Source organism: Anabaena sp. EIM26 (assembly GCF_057568715.1).
Genome location: NZ_CM172472.1, coordinates 5151236 through 5171157, shown reverse-complemented (window position 1 = coordinate 5171157; position 19922 = coordinate 5151236). Strand labels below are relative to the sequence as shown.

General features: G+C 38.9%; 19 protein-coding genes. 10 read left to right on the top strand and 9 right to left on the bottom strand.

Annotated features, from left to right (window positions below; all coding sequences use genetic code 11):
* The first annotated feature begins 85 nt into the window (after nt 1-85).
* Nucleotides 86-811, top strand: a complete 726-nt coding sequence (locus tag AC012T_RS22505; RefSeq protein WP_487060927.1) for a CAP domain-containing protein — start codon at nt 86-88, stop codon at nt 809-811.
* A 37-nt stretch (nt 812-848) separates the two neighbouring features.
* A complete protein-coding gene (locus AC012T_RS22500) occupies nt 849-1676 on the top strand; it encodes an alpha/beta fold hydrolase (RefSeq protein WP_487060925.1) in 828 nt (275 codons plus the stop codon).
* Nucleotides 1677-1810: 134 nt separating this feature from the next.
* Here the strand turns inward: AC012T_RS22500 and AC012T_RS22495 are convergent, their stop codons facing one another.
* Both AC012T_RS22495 and AC012T_RS22490 read right to left on the bottom strand, forming a co-directional pair.
* Nucleotides 1811-2776 carry a DUF4351 domain-containing protein gene (locus tag AC012T_RS22495; RefSeq protein ID WP_487060923.1) on the bottom strand — a complete coding sequence of 322 codons (966 nt, stop codon included), beginning with the start codon at nt 2774-2776 and terminating at the stop codon, nt 1811-1813.
* Nucleotides 2773-3357 (bottom strand): AbiU2 domain-containing protein, encoded by a 585-nt coding sequence (locus AC012T_RS22490; RefSeq protein ID WP_487060921.1) that lies wholly within the window; start codon nt 3355-3357, stop codon nt 2773-2775. Before AC012T_RS22490 ends, AC012T_RS22495 begins: the two co-directional genes overlap by 4 nt.
* 471 nt (nt 3358-3828) lie before the next feature.
* On the opposite strand from AC012T_RS22490, the gene AC012T_RS22485 reads away from it, so the two are divergent.
* The gene (locus tag AC012T_RS22485; protein ID WP_487060919.1) at nt 3829-4233 is read left to right on the top strand and encodes a pentapeptide repeat-containing protein; all 405 of its coding nucleotides are present in this window, start codon (nt 3829-3831) and stop codon (nt 4231-4233) included.
* Nucleotides 4234-4566: 333 nt separating this feature from the next.
* On the opposite strand, the gene AC012T_RS22480 is transcribed toward AC012T_RS22485, so the two are convergent.
* The 6 genes from AC012T_RS22480 to AC012T_RS22455 all read right to left on the bottom strand — a co-directional run bounded on the left by AC012T_RS22480 (nt 4567) and on the right by AC012T_RS22455 (nt 9464).
* Nucleotides 4567-4869: a DUF1816 domain-containing protein gene (locus AC012T_RS22480; RefSeq protein WP_015215654.1), complete on the bottom strand. Its 303-nt coding sequence runs from the start codon at nt 4867-4869 to the stop codon at nt 4567-4569.
* A gap of 87 nt (nt 4870-4956) precedes the next feature.
* Complete coding sequence (gene rlmB, locus AC012T_RS22475) at nt 4957-6069, bottom strand: 23S rRNA (guanosine(2251)-2'-O)-methyltransferase RlmB (protein ID WP_487060917.1); 1113 nt, start codon at nt 6067-6069, stop codon at nt 4957-4959.
* 96 nt (nt 6070-6165) lie between these two features.
* A complete protein-coding gene (locus AC012T_RS22470; RefSeq protein ID WP_487060915.1) occupies nt 6166-6648 on the bottom strand; it encodes a Mini-ribonuclease 3 in 483 nt (160 codons plus the stop codon).
* 518 nt (nt 6649-7166) lie between these two features.
* Nucleotides 7167-7535, bottom strand: a complete 369-nt coding sequence (locus AC012T_RS22465; protein ID WP_487066698.1) for an STAS domain-containing protein — start codon at nt 7533-7535, stop codon at nt 7167-7169.
* A gap of 203 nt (nt 7536-7738) precedes the next feature.
* Complete coding sequence (carA, locus tag AC012T_RS22460) at nt 7739-8896, bottom strand: glutamine-hydrolyzing carbamoyl-phosphate synthase small subunit (RefSeq protein WP_487060913.1); 1158 nt, start codon at nt 8894-8896, stop codon at nt 7739-7741.
* Nucleotides 8897-9032: 136 nt separating this feature from the next.
* Entirely contained in the window at nt 9033-9464 is a 432-nt protein-coding gene (locus tag AC012T_RS22455) for a hypothetical protein (RefSeq protein WP_487060911.1), read from the bottom strand.
* A gap of 301 nt (nt 9465-9765) precedes the next feature.
* Between AC012T_RS22455 and cruF the strand changes: the two genes are divergently transcribed.
* The 4 genes from cruF to AC012T_RS22435 all read left to right on the top strand — a co-directional run bounded on the left by cruF (nt 9766) and on the right by AC012T_RS22435 (nt 15896).
* On the top strand, nt 9766-10668 hold the full coding sequence (gene cruF / locus AC012T_RS22450) for a gamma-carotene 1'-hydroxylase CruF (RefSeq protein WP_487060909.1): 903 nt from the start codon (nt 9766-9768) through the stop codon (nt 10666-10668).
* Between the two features lie 521 nt (nt 10669-11189).
* Nucleotides 11190-12365 (top strand): 2'-O-glycosyltransferase CruG, encoded by a 1176-nt coding sequence (gene cruG, locus AC012T_RS22445; protein WP_487060907.1) that lies wholly within the window; start codon nt 11190-11192, stop codon nt 12363-12365.
* A 152-nt stretch (nt 12366-12517) separates the two neighbouring features.
* Nucleotides 12518-15712: a PAS domain S-box protein gene (locus AC012T_RS22440; RefSeq protein ID WP_487060905.1), complete on the top strand. Its 3195-nt coding sequence runs from the start codon at nt 12518-12520 to the stop codon at nt 15710-15712.
* Nucleotides 15705-15896 (top strand): hypothetical protein, encoded by a 192-nt coding sequence (locus AC012T_RS22435; RefSeq protein WP_487060903.1) that lies wholly within the window; start codon nt 15705-15707, stop codon nt 15894-15896. Before AC012T_RS22440 ends, AC012T_RS22435 begins: the two co-directional genes overlap by 8 nt.
* A gap of 99 nt (nt 15897-15995) precedes the next feature.
* Here AC012T_RS22435 and rnhA read toward each other — a convergent pair whose 3' ends face one another.
* Entirely contained in the window at nt 15996-16904 is a 909-nt protein-coding gene (gene rnhA, locus AC012T_RS22430; RefSeq protein ID WP_487060901.1) for a ribonuclease HI, read from the bottom strand.
* A gap of 560 nt (nt 16905-17464) precedes the next feature.
* Between rnhA and AC012T_RS22425 the strand changes: the two genes are divergently transcribed.
* From AC012T_RS22425 to AC012T_RS22415, 3 genes are all read left to right on the top strand, one after another.
* A complete protein-coding gene (locus AC012T_RS22425) occupies nt 17465-18022 on the top strand; it encodes a DUF5131 family protein (RefSeq protein WP_487060899.1) in 558 nt (185 codons plus the stop codon).
* Nucleotides 18023-18229: 207 nt separating this feature from the next.
* Nucleotides 18230-18469, top strand: a complete 240-nt coding sequence (locus AC012T_RS22420; RefSeq protein WP_487060897.1) for a hypothetical protein — start codon at nt 18230-18232, stop codon at nt 18467-18469.
* A 127-nt stretch (nt 18470-18596) separates the two neighbouring features.
* Nucleotides 18597-19898 carry a hypothetical protein gene (locus tag AC012T_RS22415; RefSeq protein WP_487060895.1) on the top strand — a complete coding sequence of 434 codons (1302 nt, stop codon included), beginning with the start codon at nt 18597-18599 and terminating at the stop codon, nt 19896-19898.
* Nucleotides 19899-19922: the final 24 nt, after the last annotated feature.

Here is a 19922-nt window from a genome sequence, read left to right as displayed (position 1 = left end):
CATTTTTTTGGATAATTCATATTTTAATGTCGATGTTTATTTACTAACTACAGAAATTTGTCAAAATAAAAATTTGAGGTCATGAATGAATATTTTTAAACTTTGGATATTGCTCCCTATTACTTTAGTGATTAACTTTTCATATCAATTACTACAATCTCAACAACCAATCGCACAAGTGAAAACAGATATGATTGAAAATGATGATTTTATTTTGTTAGCAAAAGCTAGTTACTTGTCAGCTTTAGAACAAAAAGTAATTGATGAAACTAACAAAGTGCGGACAAATCCGCGTTCATACTTACCCATGTTAGAAAGCTATCGTCAGCGTTTTGAAGGTAAAAAAATTAAAGTTGCTGATAACACCTATCTAATTACCCAAGAAGGGGTAAAACCTGTTGATGAAGCGATTCCTACGGAGCGCTTCGCTATCGCATTTCTCAAGTCAGTTCGTGCTGTAGGTGCATTAAGCGCATCTAAGGGAATGTCCTTAGGTGCTAGGGATCATGTCAAAGACCAAAGTGCAACAGGAGCGTTAGGTCATGATGGTAGTGATGGTAGCAGTCCTTTTACACGCATTAATCGTCATGGGAAATGGCAAATCACAGCAGCAGAAAACATCAGCTATGGTGTAGACAACGCCCAAGAAATCGTCATGCAGTTAATTATTGATGATGGAGTCCCATCACGGGGTCATCGCACCAATATTTTTAACCCTGATTTTAAAGTGACTGGTGTGGCTTTTGGTACTCACAAATCCTATAGAAATATGTGCGTCATTACCTACGCTGGGGGTTATAGAGAAAAGTAGACTGGGGACTGGGTAGTAATTACGAATTACGAATTATATGAATGCTTTACCTCTTCATGTCTACATTCAAGGTCAAGGATTTCCTATTCTGGGTTTACATGGTCATCCTGGTACTGGCCGTAATCTCGCTGTTTTTACAAATCACTTATCAAAACGCTACCAAACTATTGCCCCAGATTTGCGCGGATATGGCAAAAGTCGCTGCAATAGCAATTTCGCTATGCAAGACCATTTAGATGACTTAGAAGCTCTCCTAGACCGTTTTCAGATTGAAAAATGTCTGGTATTAGGATGGTCACTAGGTGGTATTTTGGCGATGGAATTGGCACTGCGTTTACCACAGCGAGTCACTGGGCTGATTTTGGTCGCAACCTCAGCTAGACCTTGGGGAGATCATCCGCCTATCTCTTGGCAAGATAATGTTTATACTGGCGTTGCGGCACTATTAAATTATCTAAAACCGAGTTGGGATTGGAATATTGAAACATTTGGCAAGCGATCGCTCTTTCGGCACCTAATCCAACAACATACACCCACTGCTTACGGTTACATCGCCAATTCAGCCGTACCAGCTTATTTACAAACTTCTCCCTATGCAACTCGCGCCCTCTACAGCGCCATTCGTGCCGGGTACAATCGACTCCCAGACCTACAAAAAATAGAATGCCCTAGTTTAGTACTCGCCGGTTCCCAAGACCGCCATATTACTGCTGATTCCAGCTTAGAAACAGCACGACATCTTAAAAACTCTCAGTGGCAATGTTACCCAAATACAGCCCATCTTTTCCCCTGGGAAATTCCCCAACAGTTGCTATCTGATATTGACCATTGGCTAGAAGCACACCCACAGATAGCACAACTTTAGATATGGAATTAGTGGCAGATAAAGTTAAAGTCAACCAGAAAAATTAGGTAAATAAAATTTTTCTGGCTGGGATTTTTCAAAAATATCAATAATCTAATTCACATCTGCGGAATGTGGGATAAAAGGTAAACTTCCTACTCTGGTTGATAATCTGCAAACCAGTTAAACAAATCATCAATAGCTGTAAAATCTAACAACGCTTCACCAAGTGATTCCAACTGATTTAAAGAAAGAGTTTGAATTCGCGTTCTAATTTCTTCTGGTAACTCTCCCACCCGTTTTTGTAGTTGTCGTACCACAAGATTTTGCTCACCTTCTTGTTTACCTTCTGCTATTCCTCGCTCATAGCCAATGCGCTCACCTGTAGTAATGTAGGTCATAGTTCGCTCCTGCTCAAATTGTTTAAACTCTTCCCAAAATTCCGCTTCTAATGCTTTTGGTAACATCATAACCCAGTCTATAAAGCGGTAAAGGTTACGAATATCCTTTTCTTGCAAACCTTGTTCATACAATCGGCGAATTAAGCTAAATTTCCATATTTTGCGTTCTTGAGGTTTTTTACTGGTTTGTTGTGTCTTTAAATGTGCCATTACCACCGTTGCAAAAGGATTTTTACTAGCTTCTAATTCTTCCCAACGGTTTTGGTAATCGAGCAGTTTGACCGTGCCAAATTCAAATTTAAGCTTAGTATCAGGATAATTATAACTGTATTGGTGTGGTCGCCATTTTGGATCTGCATCGCATAAAATAGCGACACTAATGACAGGTTTACCGAAACGGTCAAAAATCCGCAGGTTGTAGGAGAACATCCTTTGAGGAAAGATTTCTTCTGGTTTTCCTTGAATTTCTATATGTATCAGCAGCCAAATTTCTTCTCCTTGGTGTTGCCAAGCTTTGACTAATTTATCTGCATATCTTCTTCCTTGTTCAGCGTCGCGGGCTATTTGTTGAAATTCTTTATCTAGAAATTCATGGGGACGTTCCCAATCAATTAATGCGGCTGTTTCGGGGAAGAAAAATTGCATTGCTTGGGGAAAGTATGCTTCTAATATTTCTTTCCACGGGCTGTCTTGGTCAGATCTTTCTCGTTTTTCGGTCATTTTATGTTTTGTTTTGCCTTCTCCAGTGACTCAAATAGAGAATCAACATCAATCTTTAGCTCATGGTGTAGCTCGTATAGAGTTTCTTCATTCTCTAAATTACGATTAACTGTATTCATCAACTTATTAACCATATCAAGTAATTCTTTTATATCTTCCAGAGAAATACCTGAGTAGGGAGATAATGGTGTTAACGCAAGAGTTAAATCTTGATGGGCTATGCTTTTATCGCGACTTTTTCGGCAGTTTTGACATTTCTCTCTAAGAGCGATTCTTTGTATTTTAAGTTCCTCTAAAAGTTCTGGTTTTGCCGTTATATCAGAATGTTCTAATAATTGTTCTAAAACAAGGTTTTCATATTTACCATTCTTCTTAGGGTCTGTAAGTCTGGTTAAGTAAAGGATAATATCATTAAACAAGGCAATTTGAATCACCCCAAACATATGTGGAGCAGTTTCTTCAAGAATACGAATTTTTTCTTCAGTTTCGTTAAACAAGTAATTGTACATATTCCATCGCATATTTAACGAAATAACCTGCGTGTTTAGATGTTCACGTAACTCATGTATGCTATAAGACATAGTTTAACTTCCACTGATTAACTACTAAATTATAGATCGCGTTACACTACCTAGTGCGATCGCTGATCTTGTAGGTTGGGTTGAGGAACGAAACCCAACATTAATCAACCCCAAACATGAATCAAATATAAATTAACCGTACAAATATTTCTACATCATCAATATCCGCTGCGATTATTGATAATTTGATAAAATTTAAACCAACACAATATTTTGATATTTTTCACTCACGTCCCACATTGTCTGCAAATTCTAACTTAATATTCAGTCGTAGTTGGTGATTTGGGCTTCGGCTAGTTGTCCGACAGAGAGGTCGGTGATTTGAAAGGTTAGGTTGAAGTTGGGATCAAATAACGATTGCCAGAGGTTTAGTGAGTTATCTTTAAATGTGTTAGTTAGTGGAGAAGTATAATTATGGATGCTAAAGAGTTGCTCAGAAGATACGCTGCTGGGGAGCGGGATTTCACTGGAGTGAAACTGCCAAAAGTTCGTCTTACCGATGAGAATCTTCGAGGGATTATTTTCAGAGAAGCCGATCTCAGTAACGCTAGTCTGGACTGGAGTAACCTCAGTGATGCCGACTTGAGTTATGCCAACTTGAGGGGAGCGCGTCTCGGTGAAGCTGCTTTGAAAGGAGCTAATTTGGAGAGCGCTGACTTGAGTGGAGTTGTTTGCGGTCAAACTGGTTTCTTTGATGCTAATCTCAGCCATGCCAACTTGAGTGACGCTATTTTGACTGAAACTTCTTTCTACGATGCCAACCTGAGTTATGCCAACTTCAGAGGATCTAGCCATTTTGAGATTGCCAGATGCAAAGGTGCTATCTTCCAAGAAACTATCATGCCTGATGGAAGCATCCGAAGTGATAATAGCTGAGGAAGTGGAATCGCAATTCCTCGTAGGTTGGACTGAGGAACGTTCATGTAGTGTGCCGGAGGCATAACCCAACATTAATCAACTATAAATTAACCATACAAATATTTCTACATCATCAATATCCCCTGCGATCGCATCTACAGTAAATGAATGCTGCTGGATAACTTAATATCTACAGGAAAATATTTTCTGGATCACACAGAAGACAGTTGAGGTCTCAAGAAGATTTTCATCCTGACTCCTGACTCCTGACTCCTGACTCCTGAATTCTGCTGTATTTGCCATCGTTCTCAGGATTTCACCCCCAGAACGATGACGGCCTATTGATTGAGATTATACTTGACCGCTAAAGGCAGGCTTTACTTTACGGTCAATCCTTTCCCCCAAGTCTTCAGCAATTGTTAGATCATCAGGTTTACAACGCTTAACATTGACGACAATACCCTGCGCTCCTTCAATTTCCAAATCTTCTACATAGCCTTTGCTGGCGAATGTGGCATCCACCGAACTGAAAAAAGGCCCAAAGTAGTAAGTACAACGGGGATTCTGGGTGACTATCTCTACCCACCAAGCAAATCCAAAACTGTTAGATATACTAATCAGCTGTTCCTTGAGGTTATGCCAAATAGTTTTCATGGTTTTCACCAATTTATAAACGGGTTACAGGGTGTTAAACAATATGTTAGATTTATTCTTTTTTACATTTCTTTATACACTTTTAGGCTATTTTTTCAAAGAAACTGTGCGTAATTTATCAAGATAGAGGGTATTTAAGGAACGTTGACGATAAATTTCGTAAAGCGCCATACCCGCAGCTACTGATGCATTCAGGCTGGGAGTCTTACCCTGTAAGGGAATTGACACTAAAACATCACAAGAACGTTGTGTCAACATACTCAGACCTTCGCCTTCTCCACCAATGACCAAAACGATAGGGCCGCTGAAATTAACTGTATGCAGAGGTTCGCTACCAGTGGCCGCAGTTCCGTAAATCCAAAAACCAGCTTCTTTGAGTTGTTCTAAAGCACGGCTGAGGTTAACGACTCTAGCTACAGAAAAGTTTTCTAAAGCACCTGCTGCTACTTTTACCACAGTTGAAGTGATCCCCGAAGCCCGTCTTTGAGGAATAACTAAACCTTGAGCGCCTATTGCTTCGGCTGTGCGAATAATTGCCCCTAAGTTGTGAGGATCAGTAATACCATCAGCCACGACAATTACAGCATCGGTGACGGATTTTGCTTCTGTAATTAAATCTTCTATTTCTGTATAGGCATAAGGAGCAATTTGTGCTGCTATGCCTTGGTGATTAGCACCGTCGGTGATTTGGTCTAAACGTTTGGGTTCAACTTCATCAATGACTGTGCCATTTTCTTTAGCTTGGAGGATCAAATGATGAAAGCGATGATCGTAACGGAGACGGGTTGTAATCCAGAGGCGGTTAAGATTGCGGTGACTTTCTAAGGCGCTTAAAACTGGATGACGACCATAAATTAGGTCATTATCTTCTGTTGAATTGCTATCGTCTATTGATTTGATTGTTGGGGCTGGTAGAGAAATTCGGTGAGATGGGCGTTGTCTCCCTGAGAAGGATTTTCCCTCTGCTTTACCTTGATGACGAGTAGGATTAGGAATTGGGTCACTATGTTCTGTTGATTTGATTGTCGGGGCTGGTAGGGCAGATTGATGAGATGGGCGTTGTCTACCTGAGAGGGATTTTCCTTCTGCTTTGCCTTGATGACGAGTAGGATTAGCTATAACTCGTTTGCCCTTGATTTTAATGGGTTGCATACGTTTTGGTTCGCTAGTAGTATTGATTTTTCTTGGTTGATTAGTCATGGGAGTATTGGTTGTAGCAGATAAGTGGACATCCTAATTAACTCAATTTAATGAACCTTTACGATTGATTTTCCTATCAGGAGATTGAGCTATTCACTATTTCTCTAGATGGAGTTTTTGTAAAAGTTCCATTAACCGGGGGTAATCAGTGAGATATAAATAGCCAACTAAAGTTTCTAGACTAGTTGCCTGTTGATAAATTTCAGGATTAAGTCGCTTGGGGCGGCTTGTGGCAGCATTGCGACCTCGGCGGACAATTTCTAATTCGTTACTCCTTAGTTCGGGAGTCAGCGATCGCAAATGTAGCGCTTGTGTTTCCGCTCTGACCTGCGCCACTACCAAACGATGGTAAATTTCTGGCCGTTGCTGTGGCAACAGAAAGAACATTCTAACATAAAGTTCGTAAATTGAATCCCCCAAGTAAGCTAAGGCAGAAGGAGAAAGTTGTCGTACTTGTGCCTGGGATATGATTGTTTGGGGTAATTGCGTCGTGTTTACCAACAATGGGGGGATTTCAGATGAATCTTGCAGAGCAGTTTCATCTCCTTCATTTTTAGCTTCTTCCTCCTGGGGCTTCACAAGTTAATAATTCCTTGACCTACTAAACATTGGGGGAGATTGTCTTCGTAAACGTTTATTTTTTGTGCAGTAAGCCATCATAGCATACTGAGAATATTCAACACTAACAAAAATTACTGAAGCTATGGCAAAGTCCTGATTCCTGAATTCTGAAGATAAACCTAGTTTATTCAAGGCTTTCAGGAATGAATACTGTCCTAAAATTAGTGACTACAGCCTATTTAATTTTTGTAATTTAACGTGAGTTCGACATAAGATAATTTGTGGAAAACTCACCCCCAGTAAGAGTCTCAAACCCTTATTCTTTCGCCCTTAAAAATCATAACTCCGTTCGCGTAGCGTCTCCGAACTCCTGACTCCGAACTCCGAACTCAGGTGAACTCGGTACTCGTTACTTGGTACTCGGTACTCAAAAGCCTCTCCCACAAGGAGAGAGGTTACTTTGTAGAAATTGTAAAAATTAAGCTATCCAATATTGTGCATTTGGATAGCCAAATTGATTTTCTCTGGTTAAGCAATCAAGGTGACTCGATGTTTGCTAGAGCCGCTTCGACATCAGTTTGCAGAGAGAGAAACTTTTCCAAGCGGACAAGCTTAACCGTTTGAGTTACACGGGCATTAGTGACAATTTGCAAAGTGCCAGCGGAGTTTGCTTGTTTGGCTAATTGGACCAGCGCACCCAAACCAGAACTATCCACAAAGTCAATTTGCGAGAGATCTAGAATTATGTGCTTTGGGCCTTCGTCAATCTTACTGCCTAATACCTTGCGAAATGTCGGCTCAGAAAAAGCGTCTAACAAACCTGTGAGGCGGAATAGCTGACAGTTATCCCGGACTTCGCGAGTGCCTCTCAGGCTTACGGTTAGATTTAGTGGTTCAGCAATAATTCCCTCCTCGTCCTTTTAACTGAAAGTAAACGCTCAAGTATAGATGGTTTTTGAGCAAGTTGTCTAGGTTGGTAATTGGTGATTGGTGTTGGCGGTAGCCTGCCGTTAGGCATATGGTGATTGGTAAAGACTCTTACCCATTACCCATTACCCATTACCCATTACCCATTACCAATCTTGCCATTTTTCTATTTTTACTTCATTTAAGCGATCGCAGCTTGTCTTGCTGTTTGCATTTCTAACACAAATTGCTCAAACAAGTAATCTGCATCGTGGGGGCCTGGACTAGCCTCTGGGTGGTACTGTACAGAAAATACAGGTAGAGATTTGTGACGTACTCCAGCAACAGTGCGATCGTTTAAGTTCAGATGACTAACCTCTACCACTGCTGATGGTAATGAATCCGGATCAATAGCAAAACTGTGGTTTTGGCTAGTAATTTCTACCCTTTGTTGTAAACCCGCCGGCTGATTTAAACCACGATGCCCAAATTTAAGTTTAAAGGTTTCTGCTCCCAAAGCATGACCTAAAATTTGGTGTCCCATGCAAATACCAAACATGGGTTTTTGGCTTTCTAGCAGTGCTTTGGTGGTGGTAATGCCCTCTGTGACTGCGGCTGGATCACCGGGGCCATTGGAGAGAAAAATTCCATCTGGATTGTATTTAAGAATTTCTTCTGGTTGTGTATTGGCTGGAACAACTATCACCCGACAACCATAACTAGCCAAACGCCGGAGAATATTACGTTTGACACCAAAGTCAAGTGCAACAACGGTGAAGGTTTCGCTAATTTTGGCTACATTTTCTGGGTTGAATTCCCAAGCAGCGGTGGTGGTCTCAGACCATTCATAAACTGCTGGGGTAGTGACTTCTTGCACCAGATTTAATCCTGCCATGTTGGGAGCAGCTTGCACTAGTTCTAATAGTTCTGCTTCATCGAGGATAGATGTAGAAATACCTCCATTCATGGCCCCAAACATCCGAATTTTGCGAGTGAGGGCGCGGGTATCAATGCCAAAGATACCTGGGACTTGGTGTTGTTTGAGGTAGTCTGGTAAGGATTGTGTAGAGCGCCAGTTACTGGGTTTGTGACAGATGTTGCGAGCGATCGCACCACGGACGTGAGGTTTGGCTGATTCTTCGTCTTCAAGATTAACGCCAGTGTTCCCTAATTCAGGATAGGTAAAAATAACAATTTGACCGCTATAACTAGGGTCGGTCAAAACTTCTTGGTATCCAGTCATGCCAGTGTTAAACACCACTTCGCCAATTGCGGTTCCCATCGCACCAAAAGACCAACCGCGATATGTGGTGCCATCTGCTAAGACAAGTAAAGCTGGTATTGCATCAGATAAAGACATAAATAATTCGTAATTTGTAATTCGTAATTGGAGATTTAGTAATGGGTAATTGGTAGGGTTATTAACCGCCCCATCTCCCCATCTCCGACTGCTTATTATCCCATGAGTTCCGATGATTACACTCTGACAGCAATTATTAAATTAATTTAATTTGGTACAGGAGAGCGCCTGCTGCTAAACCTGCTAGTGAAAAAATCGACGTGAACCAGAAAGATTGTCTTTCTTTGAATCCAGCTGCCTGAAAGTCTATTTTGACTAAAATAGTTGCTGAAAGGATGAGTAAAGTATCAAGAAACACTCGAAACCAGGCCAGCATCATAAAAAACAGGAAAGCTGCTAAAACGGTAATACCAAAAGTTCTGACATTGGATCTAAAAAATATGCTGTAATACTCTGACAGTTTTGACCAAGAAGTCGTCAAGCTAATTAGCAACAACAAGATAGTAACGATAACAATTAACCACACGAACCAAGGCGCTTTTGTTTCAGATATCACCCAGCCTAAAGTACTATAACTCAGTAGTACTAGTGTTAGAGAAAACCAAGGAATTCTTTTTAAAACTGACATAGATTGACCTGAGTTCGGTGTTAGGAGTTCGGTGTTAGGAGTTAAAATTTAAGAGCAAAGGATACGCATAATTGTCACTTATATATACAAATATACATATAATTATCATCCCTTCTCCATTTTCATAAATATGTAATCAATTAATAAGCATTTATACTGTTCCAGAGCAAGATCACTAATGGACTTTCAATTTTCCCGGATTATTTTGTAAAAATTAGTTAAATTATGATCTTAAACATTTGTAAACTGTTAGCAGTCGAATGGTCGCATATCACATTTTATTAAGGTTAAGGACTGGTTCATGAGAAAACTTGTTATTGTTGAGCGCGTATGCCTGATTGGTCATATCGTGTCTATGGTATTTGGACTAGTAGGGATATTACTAGTTATTCCTAATGCCGAAGTAATTTTGAGCTTATCTGAGGTTGGGCAAACTGTCATGCAGTGGAGCATGGCTGGTGGTGGTGTGGCTTATATGATTTTCGGTGCGGTCGGTGTTTTCTTGTATGCTAACCGGACTTTGGGTTTAGGTCGCACTTTAGGGTTTTTAGCGCCTTCAATATTAATTTCTTTGACTAGTGAATTGCTGGGAACTAGTACAGGGTTTCCTTTTGGTCACTACAGCTACCTGAGTGGCTTAGGTTATAAAATTGCGGGTTTAGTACCGTTTACAATCCCCTTGTCCTGGTTTTATGTAGGATGCGTTTCTTACCTATTGGCACGGGTAGGTTTAGAAGTAGACAAAAAACCCAGCTTATTGCGTCATGTAAGTGCGATCGCACTTGGTGCTTTATTGCTGACATCTTGGGATTTTGTCCTAGATCCGGCCATGAGTCAAACTACTCTTCCCTTCTGGTATTGGCAACAACCAGGGGCTTTCTTTGGAATGCCTTATCAAAACTTTGCTGGTTGGATGGGTACTGGTGCGCTATTTATGACAGTAGCGGCGCTGTTGTGGAGAAACAACCCGATCAAATTAGAGCGATCGCAGCTTAATATCCCTTTAGTAGTTTATTTGGCTAACTTTGGTTTTGCTACAGTCATGAGCTTGGCTGCTGGATTCTCCATTCCTGTATTGCTAGGATTGGGACTTGGTGTTGCACCAGCCGTAGCACTGTGGTTAAGAGGCCCAGACGCATCCGCGACTGTTGAACCAGCAACAAAAGAAGTTTCTGTCGCCAGTGTTAAAGTTGCGTTCAAGTAAGCTAACCAGTGCATTGAGAACCCTGGTTCAAGGTTTGGCGTTTCGTCTCCCGTCCCCATCCCTCGACGAGTAACAGTCGTTATTAGTCGGGGGCTGGACTGTTGACCGAGAAAGCTATTCATCCCCCATTTGCCTACGGCACGCTACGCGAACGTCTTCAAGAACGGCTTCGCTCGCCTAAGAGGTTGTAATTCTGTTAATTTAAAGCTCAATAGGTCTTGCTGATAGCGTAAGCGTGGCGTAAGCCATATGCAGAATTCAGGAGTCAGCACTTCGACAAGCTCAGTGACCAGTCAGAAGTAAAACTGGCTTTGTGTATAGGTTTCAATTTAGATTTTGTACTTCCTAACTACGCAAACTGCTGTAAACTGAAAACTTGGATAAATATTAGGAATACCTAAATTCGTAATTCGTAATTAAAAGAAAGTCCAACTTCATCTATTGTGGACTCATTGAACCAAAAAACCTTGCACCTTTAGGTCAGGTATTGTCAAAGTTATAAATTGCAACTACTAAGTAACTTGATCATAGAAAGCGTTATTTCCCTCTTATTACTACTACTTCAAGTACCCGCAACGGCGATTTTACTTTCACGCCTGTTGAAAGGGCCAATACGACATCCCCCGCTTCAACCAGAACAACCAACACTAGATTTATTAGGGAGTGTGAGCGTTGTTGTTCCTACACTAAACGAGGCACTGCGAATTAGTCCGCTGTTAGCTGGATTAAGTCAACAAAGCTACGAAGTCCGAGAAATTATTGTGGTTGATAGCAATTCCCAGGATGGTACTCCCGAATTGGTTAAAGCTAAACAGCAACAAGATCCTCGGTTTCGCCTGATCACAGATGATCCTTTACCCCCTGCTTGGGTGGGTCGTCCTTGGGCGTTACATAACGGCTTTTTGTTTAGCTCTGAGGCCAGTGAATGGTTTTTGGGAATGGATGCTGATACCCAGCCTGACCCCGGTTTGGTAGCCAGTTTGGTGAAAACAGCCCAAGCTGAGGGCTATGATTTAGTTTCTCTTTCCCCTCAGTTTATTCTCAAATCTCCGGGAGAGTGTTGGTTACAACCAGCTTTATTGATGACCTTGTTGTATAGATTTGACCCTGCTGGTATTCACACTCAGCAACCAGAAAGAGTGATGGCAAATGGACAATGTTTTTTGTGTCGTCGCTCAGTTTTAGCATCTGTAAATGGTTATAGCAGTGCTAAGAGTTCGTTTTGTGATGATGTGACTTTGGCACGACATATTGCGGCTCAAGGCTTTAAAGTGGGGTTTTTGGATGGAGCAAAAGTGCTGAAAGTAAGGATGTATGAAGGGGCAATGGAAACTTGGAAGGAATGGGGGCGCAGCCTTGATTTAAAAGACGCTGCTTCCCGCACTCAGATTTGGGGTGATTTATGGCTATTATTATCAGTTCAAGGTTTACCTATATTGATTTTATTCGGTTTTCTCCCCCTGCTCCCACTGCCTCTCCTGCTCCCGCTGCGCCTTTTATTGGGACTGAATATATTTTTAGTAATAATTCGTGTTGCTTTATTATTAGCGATCGCTCCTTCCTATGATCTTCAAAATGCCAAAGGAGGTTGGTTATTCTGGTTTTCCCCCTTGGCTGATCCTGTGGCGGTGTTACGAATCTTTTTATCTGCATTCCACGTTCCCCAAGAGTGGCGAGGCAGAAAGTACACCAGTTAATCTAGTTGGGGAAAAAGTGAAAGGGAGAAGAGGTAAAAAGGGTTTTATTCTGCCTACCTACTTAACAACTTGTCTAAAATACTAAGTATTCGATTTTTGCACGACATAATTCTGAAGAATTTGCAATTTTCTAGCTAGTAGCTGATTTTCCAATGTATAAAATGATTCTTGGCAGTCACAAAACCCTTTTGGTAGTGATCTCATTTATCATTACCGTGATAACTTTTTATACAGCCTTAAAGTTAACGCAGAGAGTTACTCTGAAATCATTGCTGTGGATCTTCATTGGTTCTGTAGCAATAGGTGCTGGTATTTGGTCAATCAGTGAGCAATCATCAAATTATGGGTTGGGAATTCAAATTAGTATTGCCATCCTATTTATACCAGTTGTGACTTTAGTTAGTTCAATATTATATCGACAATATACATATCAATTAATCCCACAACAACCATTACAAGAAAGCGAAAAACTCTTTCGATCACTAATTCGGGAAATGCCTGTAGGTGTATTGCTTTTGGATGCAGAGGGTAAAATAATTTTGAGCAACCACGTTGCTAGGGAACTGCTGTTACTAACAGAGGCAGATTTACAAAATAAAAGTATTTTTGCACTCAATTGGCAAATGCTAGACGAAGATGGTAAACCATTAACCTCTAAAACCTTACCTATAAGAGAAGCCCTTACCAATCAACAACCTATACGTAATTATGTAATTGGTTTATATCACAATTCTGCAACCAATATACTTTGGTTATTATTAAATATTGATCCACAAATATCTGAACAGCAAAAGTTAGAGCGTTTAGTTTGCACTTTCAGCAATATCACCCCAGAAAAACAAGCTCAAGAAGCATTGCGAGAGAGTGAAGCACGATTCACTTTAGCTGTAGAAGGAACTGCTGTTGGCATTTGGGATTGGGATTTACTAACAGGAAAAGTCTATCTGTCGCCTAGTTGGAAAAGCATTTTGGGATATGCAAATCAAGAATTGCCTAATACTATGGAAACATGGCAACAATGCATTCATCCAGATGATAGTCAACAGGTAATGTCGATTTTACGCGACTATCTAGAGAATAAAATCCCTACCTATGAAGTGGAGTTTCGTACCCGACATAAAGATGGTTCTTATCGTTGGGTTTCAGTACGGGGCGCAGCACTAAGAAACGAATCAGGACTACCTTATCGCCTCAGTGGTTCCCATACAGATATTACTGAACGAAAACAAACAGAAGTAGCATTGCAAAAAAGTGCAGAACGAGAAAAAGCATTAGCAATAGCAATTCGGAGAATGCGACAAACATTAGATATCAAAACCATTTTTGCCGCTACCACCTCAGAATTAAGGCAAGTTATCCATTGCGATCGAGTTGTTGTTTATGGTTTTAATTCTGACTGGAGTGGAGAATTCGTTGCTGAATCTGTAGGTATGGGCTGGATTTCTTTATGGGAAGAACAAAATAGTAATCCCCAACTACAGAAAAATTTACTATCAAATGAAAGGTGTATAGTTAGAGATTTTAATAGTAAAAATGAAGATAATGATGCTAATAAAAATTCAGTATTAGTCCAAGATACTTATCTCCAACAAACCCAAGGTGGTATTTATAGCGAAGGAACGAGTTACCGAATTGTAGAAGATATTTATCAAGCAGGATTTGATGATTGTTATATCCAACTCTTAGAGCAATTTCAAGCTAGAGCTTATATTATTGTGCCGATTTTCTCTAGCAACAAACTTTGGGGTTTATTGGCAATTTATCAAAATTCTGTTCCCCGACAATGGCAGGAATCCGAGGTTAATATAGTCGTACAAATTGGTAATCAATTGGGAGTTGCACTGCAACAAGCTGAATTACTAGAACGGACTCAAAAACAATCAATAGCACTGCAACAAGCTCTGTTAGATGCTGATGCTGCAAACCTCGCTAAATCAGAATTTTTGGCGAATATGAGCCATGAATTGAGAACTCCACTGAATGCTATTCTTGGTTTTACACATATCTTGAGCAATGACAATTCTTTATCTACAGAACATCAAGAAGAGATAGGAATTATTAATCGGGCTGGCGAACATTTGCTGACACTAATTAATGACATTCTCGAAATGTCTAAAATTGAGGCAGGTAGAACCATACTCAACGAAAACAGCTTTAATTTAATAGTATTTCTAGAAAATTTACAAAAAATGTTGCACTTAAAAGCTGAATCTAAAGGGTTGCAACTCATTTTTAATTATGATCAATCTCTACCGCTCTATGTGCGTACTGATGAAGGTAAATTGCGGCAAATTTTGCTCAATTTATTAGGAAATGCCATTAAATTTACAGCTAAGGGTAGTGTTGAGTTGAGAGTCAAAGCTAGATTTTTGCAGCAAAAAGAAAATCTCGAAAGTGAAAGATTTGCTAACTCTTACAAAATTAGTTTTGAAGTAGAAGATACTGGACATGGTATTGCAACCGAAGAAATTAACTTAATATTTGAACCTTTTAAACAAACAGTAAAAGGTATCCAATATCAACAAGGTACGGGATTAGGTTTAGCTATTAGTCGCAAATATGTACAGCTAATGGGAGGAGATATTCAAGTTAGCAGTCGTCCAGGTTTGGGCAGTTTATTTCTGTTTGAAATTCCAATTGACGAAGCTGGTGCTAACGAAATTCCCATCCACAAGCTAAATTGTAAACCTATCTCTTTAGCACCTAATCAACCAGAGTACCGCATTTTAATTGCTGATGATGTCAAAGATAGCCGTTTATTATTAGCTAAGTTGTTAAGAGGAGTAGGTTTTAGTATTCGTGAATGTGAAAATGGACAAGAGGCAGTTAATGATTGGCAGAATTGGCAACCGCATCTAATTTTTATGGATATGCGAATGCCTGTGATGGATGGTTTTTTAGCTACACAACAAATTAAAGCTACACCACAAGGTCAAGCTACTAAAATTGTGGCTTTAACTGCCAGTGCTTTTGAAGAAAATCGCCAAACTATTTTAGCTTCTGGTTGTGATGATTTTGTGGCTAAACCTTTCCGAGAGGAAATTTTATTAGAGAAGATTAGCCAGCACATAGGAGTGCAATATATATATGCAAATGATGACGGTGTTGACTCTCGTCATCAAGAAAAAGTTTCAGAAGCACAAGTAGTTTTACTTTTATTAAAAATGTCGAGTGAATGGCGGCAGCATTTAAATCTTGCTGCTTCTCAATGTAGTGATGAAAGTGTTTTAGAATTAATTACACAAATAACTCCAGAAAATCAGGTTTTAGCTACTACTCTGAGGGAATTAGCACTAAATTTTCAATTCAAAAAAATCATGCAATTAACTCAGATTAATAATGAGTAAAATATCTGCAATTAGCTTTCTTCAAAAAGATATTGTCATAGTTGAAGAAACACCGGATAATTTACGGTTTTTATCCAAAATTCTCATTGAGAAAGGTTATTATGTTCGCAAAGCATTAGATGGACAAATAGCAATAGCAGCTAAATCAGTTTTGGATTTACTTGCTTCTGCATCAAAGTGGTGATTAATTACAGTAGATTGCAGATAAATCAGTTGCAGAATCTAAATTCTAAGCCAGAGATCAAGGCAGTTTCACTTCTGACTCCTAACTCCGGCTATATCTTCAGTCAGCTTCATTTTCTACTTGATCACCTCGTTCTAATTCCCAAAGAATTTGATTACCTTCACGTCTTACCCGTGAAACTATCCAATTGCGCCAACGCCACTGGTCTCCTCGACTGGTGACGGCACTGGCGTGGACATCCATCAGGTCTGCTAGTTCTGAACTGGTGATTAAGTAGCCTTTTTCAGAAATTTCGTCAGCAATCCGCAGAGTTTCAACCAAGTTGCGAAGTTGTAAAACTCTCATTTCAGAAGGTTTTTCATCGGTTGTAGTTGCAGCTGATGCTGTAGATGGTTCCATAGTGGTTGTGTCTGATGGAAAAGTACTGCTTTCGGGAATGTTTTTGTTAATTTTTGTAGAGTTTATTGCAGAATCAGATCCTTTTATTACATTTAGTTCCTTCGTATTGGGTAAAGTTTGGTAAACATTTTCAGAGGATAATTGTTGAAGAGATGGGATTTTGCCGCTGGCAAAGGAGCGAGCAATCACATCACAACGTTCGTTACCTATGTTACCAGAATGTCCGCGCACGTGTTGCCATTTTACGAGTCGGCTGTTGAGTTGGTCGAGGGTTTCTAAAAGGTCTTGGTTTTGGACTGGGTTTCCATCTGACTTTTTCCAGCCTTTCTTTTTCCAGCCTGGCATCCATTTGGTAACGGAGTTGATCAGATATTCGCTATCGGTGTAGAGGGTGATGGGTTGAGTTTGTCCAGATGTTTCCAGAAATTCCAAGGCTGCGATCGCAGCTTGCATTTCCATTTTATTATTGGTGGTATGGCTTGATGCATCTCCCATTTCGTGAATTGAGCCATCTTGGAAGTAGACAACCACACCCCAACCTCCGGGTCCAGGGTTGCCGGTGCAAGCACCATCTGTATATATGCTTTGAATTATGGGTTGAGTAGACATGGTAATAGTATGGAATCGCAGAGAAGATAAAGGATTTAGTCAATAATATCCAGGCTATTATACTGACAATCACTCCAGTTAGAATGCTGATGTCAAAGGTGGGGGTGATAATATGGCGGTTCTCGGTTGAGTGAGACACCTGCGATCGCATACAGCGCTTAGTAGGAACCCAATACTTGTCGATTAAGATCAAAAAATGAAACTAAGTAGCCTGGGTTGTTCGCTTTCTTCGTTGCGAAGTCATGGAACAAAACCCAACATTTACAGGCATTTGTTGTGTTTCACTATCGTTCAATCCAACCTACAAAAATTGATGATCGTAGTTTGATTGTTAAGTTTACAAATAATGAAATCAGAAAATTTAATATTAGTACTAGCCCTTTCAAGGTGACTAACGAATATAAGTTGTTTCATTGGTTCGATCTTGAATCTTCCTATCAGATTTTGGTTTTTCTAAAGGTTGGAACTACCAATCTTCGCAGGGTTAGCGCATCTCAAACCCTATTGACAGAGGAATTACAGTAGAATGGCGTACTCCTAGTAGAATCTTTGTTAATTTCATGAGTGATCTTTTCCATGAAAAAGTACCTTTAAACTTTATTCAAAAGGTATTTAAAGTGATTCATGCTACGCCTCATAATATATATCAGATATTAACAAAAAGACCTGAAAGATTAGTTAAATTAGCATCACATTTAGAATTTCATAAAAATATCTGGTTAGGTGTATCAGTGGAAAATCAAAGTTATGTTTATCGTATTGATTTACTTCGTCAAGTTCCTACAAATGTGCGTTTTCTTTCCTGTGAACCATTGTTAGGTTCATTAAATCTTGACCTCACAAATATTGATTGGGTCATTGTTGGTGGAGAATCTGGTCAAAAACATCGTCCAATGAATATTGAATGGGCTGAAGACATTCGTGACCAATGTCAAAAAGCAGAAGTTGCATTTTTCTTTAAGCAAATTGGTGGTAGAACTTCTAAAGCTGGTGGTAAGTTATTAGATGGTAGAATATGGGATGAAATGCCAGAAGCTTGGCAAGAGCATCAAAAAAAATGGGGTCAATCTCCACGAAAATTAGCATTAAAAAAAGAAGATTTGCAACTTACTGCTTAGGTAGAAATGTAACTTTAACAGAATCTGCAAAGGTATTTTTTCTTCGTTCATTAATAGGTGGTTCTGTAGTACAAAACACAATTTTATTTAAAATAAATTTACAGTTAATAAAAAATAAAGTTTTCTTATGAAAGATAAAATATTTGTGATAAAATTAATCTAGTTTTATCAACTTACCAAATTTTTTGATAATGGCGACAAAAAACTATGACTAATCTCTTACAACAAGCTTATGCTGTCGTCTCACGGCTACCTGAAGATGAACAGAATGAAATTGCTCAAATGATTTTCCAGCAATTATCACAGCGTCAACAACTACTGCATTCAAAGAATATAGATTTTATGCAATTTGCTGGTATTGCGAATGCTGAAGAAACTCTACTTTTACAAAACCTCGAACATGAGACTGAAGAACAAAGATTACTAGGAGTAGGTTGGGTTGAATGAAATGAAACCCAACATTAAATTTAAAATACCAATGGTTGATGTTGGGTTTCGTTCCTCAACCCAACCTACATTTGCTACATTTACCAGAATATGATATGGTAATTTGCATTCTTTAAATATGCAGTTTATGTTAGATAATATTGTTGAACTGAGATTAGGAATTAAACCCAACTTAAATGAAAGTAGAAATACTAGCAATGGAAGTACCAGAAATATTATTTGTACATTTAAAGGAGCAGGTGGCAGTATTTCTACATTTGAAAATCGAGTAGGAGATACTACTTACAGTGGGATTATTCCTTTTCAGAAAATTATTGATAATGAATATATCGATAAATCAATAACTCATAATCTATTAGCTTTACAAAATGGTAATGTCTTAGATTTAGGTTGGACGCAAGTTTATAATCATCAAACATATTTGCCTAATAAAATTAGATATAAAATTGATGATAATTATTTGCAATGGGATGATTTAGCATCAGAACTAGAAAGCATAGATGAACAATTAACGCTGAGTTTATATTTTGATATATCCAGAATTAATATCAGTAATTACCAACTTATTCAAATCAGGGAAGAATCGTATTTAAATATAGTTATTAATCCGATTTCATTTGAAATAAAAGAAGAAGTTTATTGGCTTCCAGAAGCAGGAAAAGCTTTACAATTTCCAAGATATGAAGATCCAGAAAGTAATTTTGGTTTTTATGGAAATGATCAACTTTATCCCATACCCAAAAGAATATTAGATGTTGTTTGTAAAGACTATAGTGCTAATACTTTATATTCTACAGATACACCTGAATATGAAATTGGTGATGCTTCAGTTAAAAGAGTTATGTTAGCTTTAGAAAAACTAGAAAATATCACAGCTTATCCCACAGGTGAAAATAGTATTGCTGATATTAAATTCAAATGGGATTTAATTGTGAAAGTCCATGACAAAAATTATCCATTACAAATTAAATCTAGTAAATCTCAAGCTCAAGAAGATTGGCAAATATACAAGGAATTATGGTCAGATAGACAAATTCCATTTCTTCCCGCTATTGTCTGGACAAATTTCGCTTCATCAATAAATGCAATAGCAAAACAATTTGCTCAATTATTTGATGTGGAGTTTAAAAAAGAATTACCCATAGTTAATACTATCAATAGTCAAATAGTTAAAAATAAAAATCAGATACCTGAACATATTGATGAAGTTGGGACTGGAAAAAAAGCACATAAATATTTATTGAAAGCATTGTTTGAAGCTGCTGAAAAAGGAACTTGGAATAAAGCAGTTGAAGATTTATTACAGGAAATTGTTGATAGAGAAAAAAATCCAGCCTATCAGTTAATTAATCATTGTCGCACAATTGTAAAAGCGCGAACTCTTCAAGCTGAATCACTGGAAAATCAGGAACAGAATCAACAAGATTAAAAATTGTGGTTAACTTATGTTTTA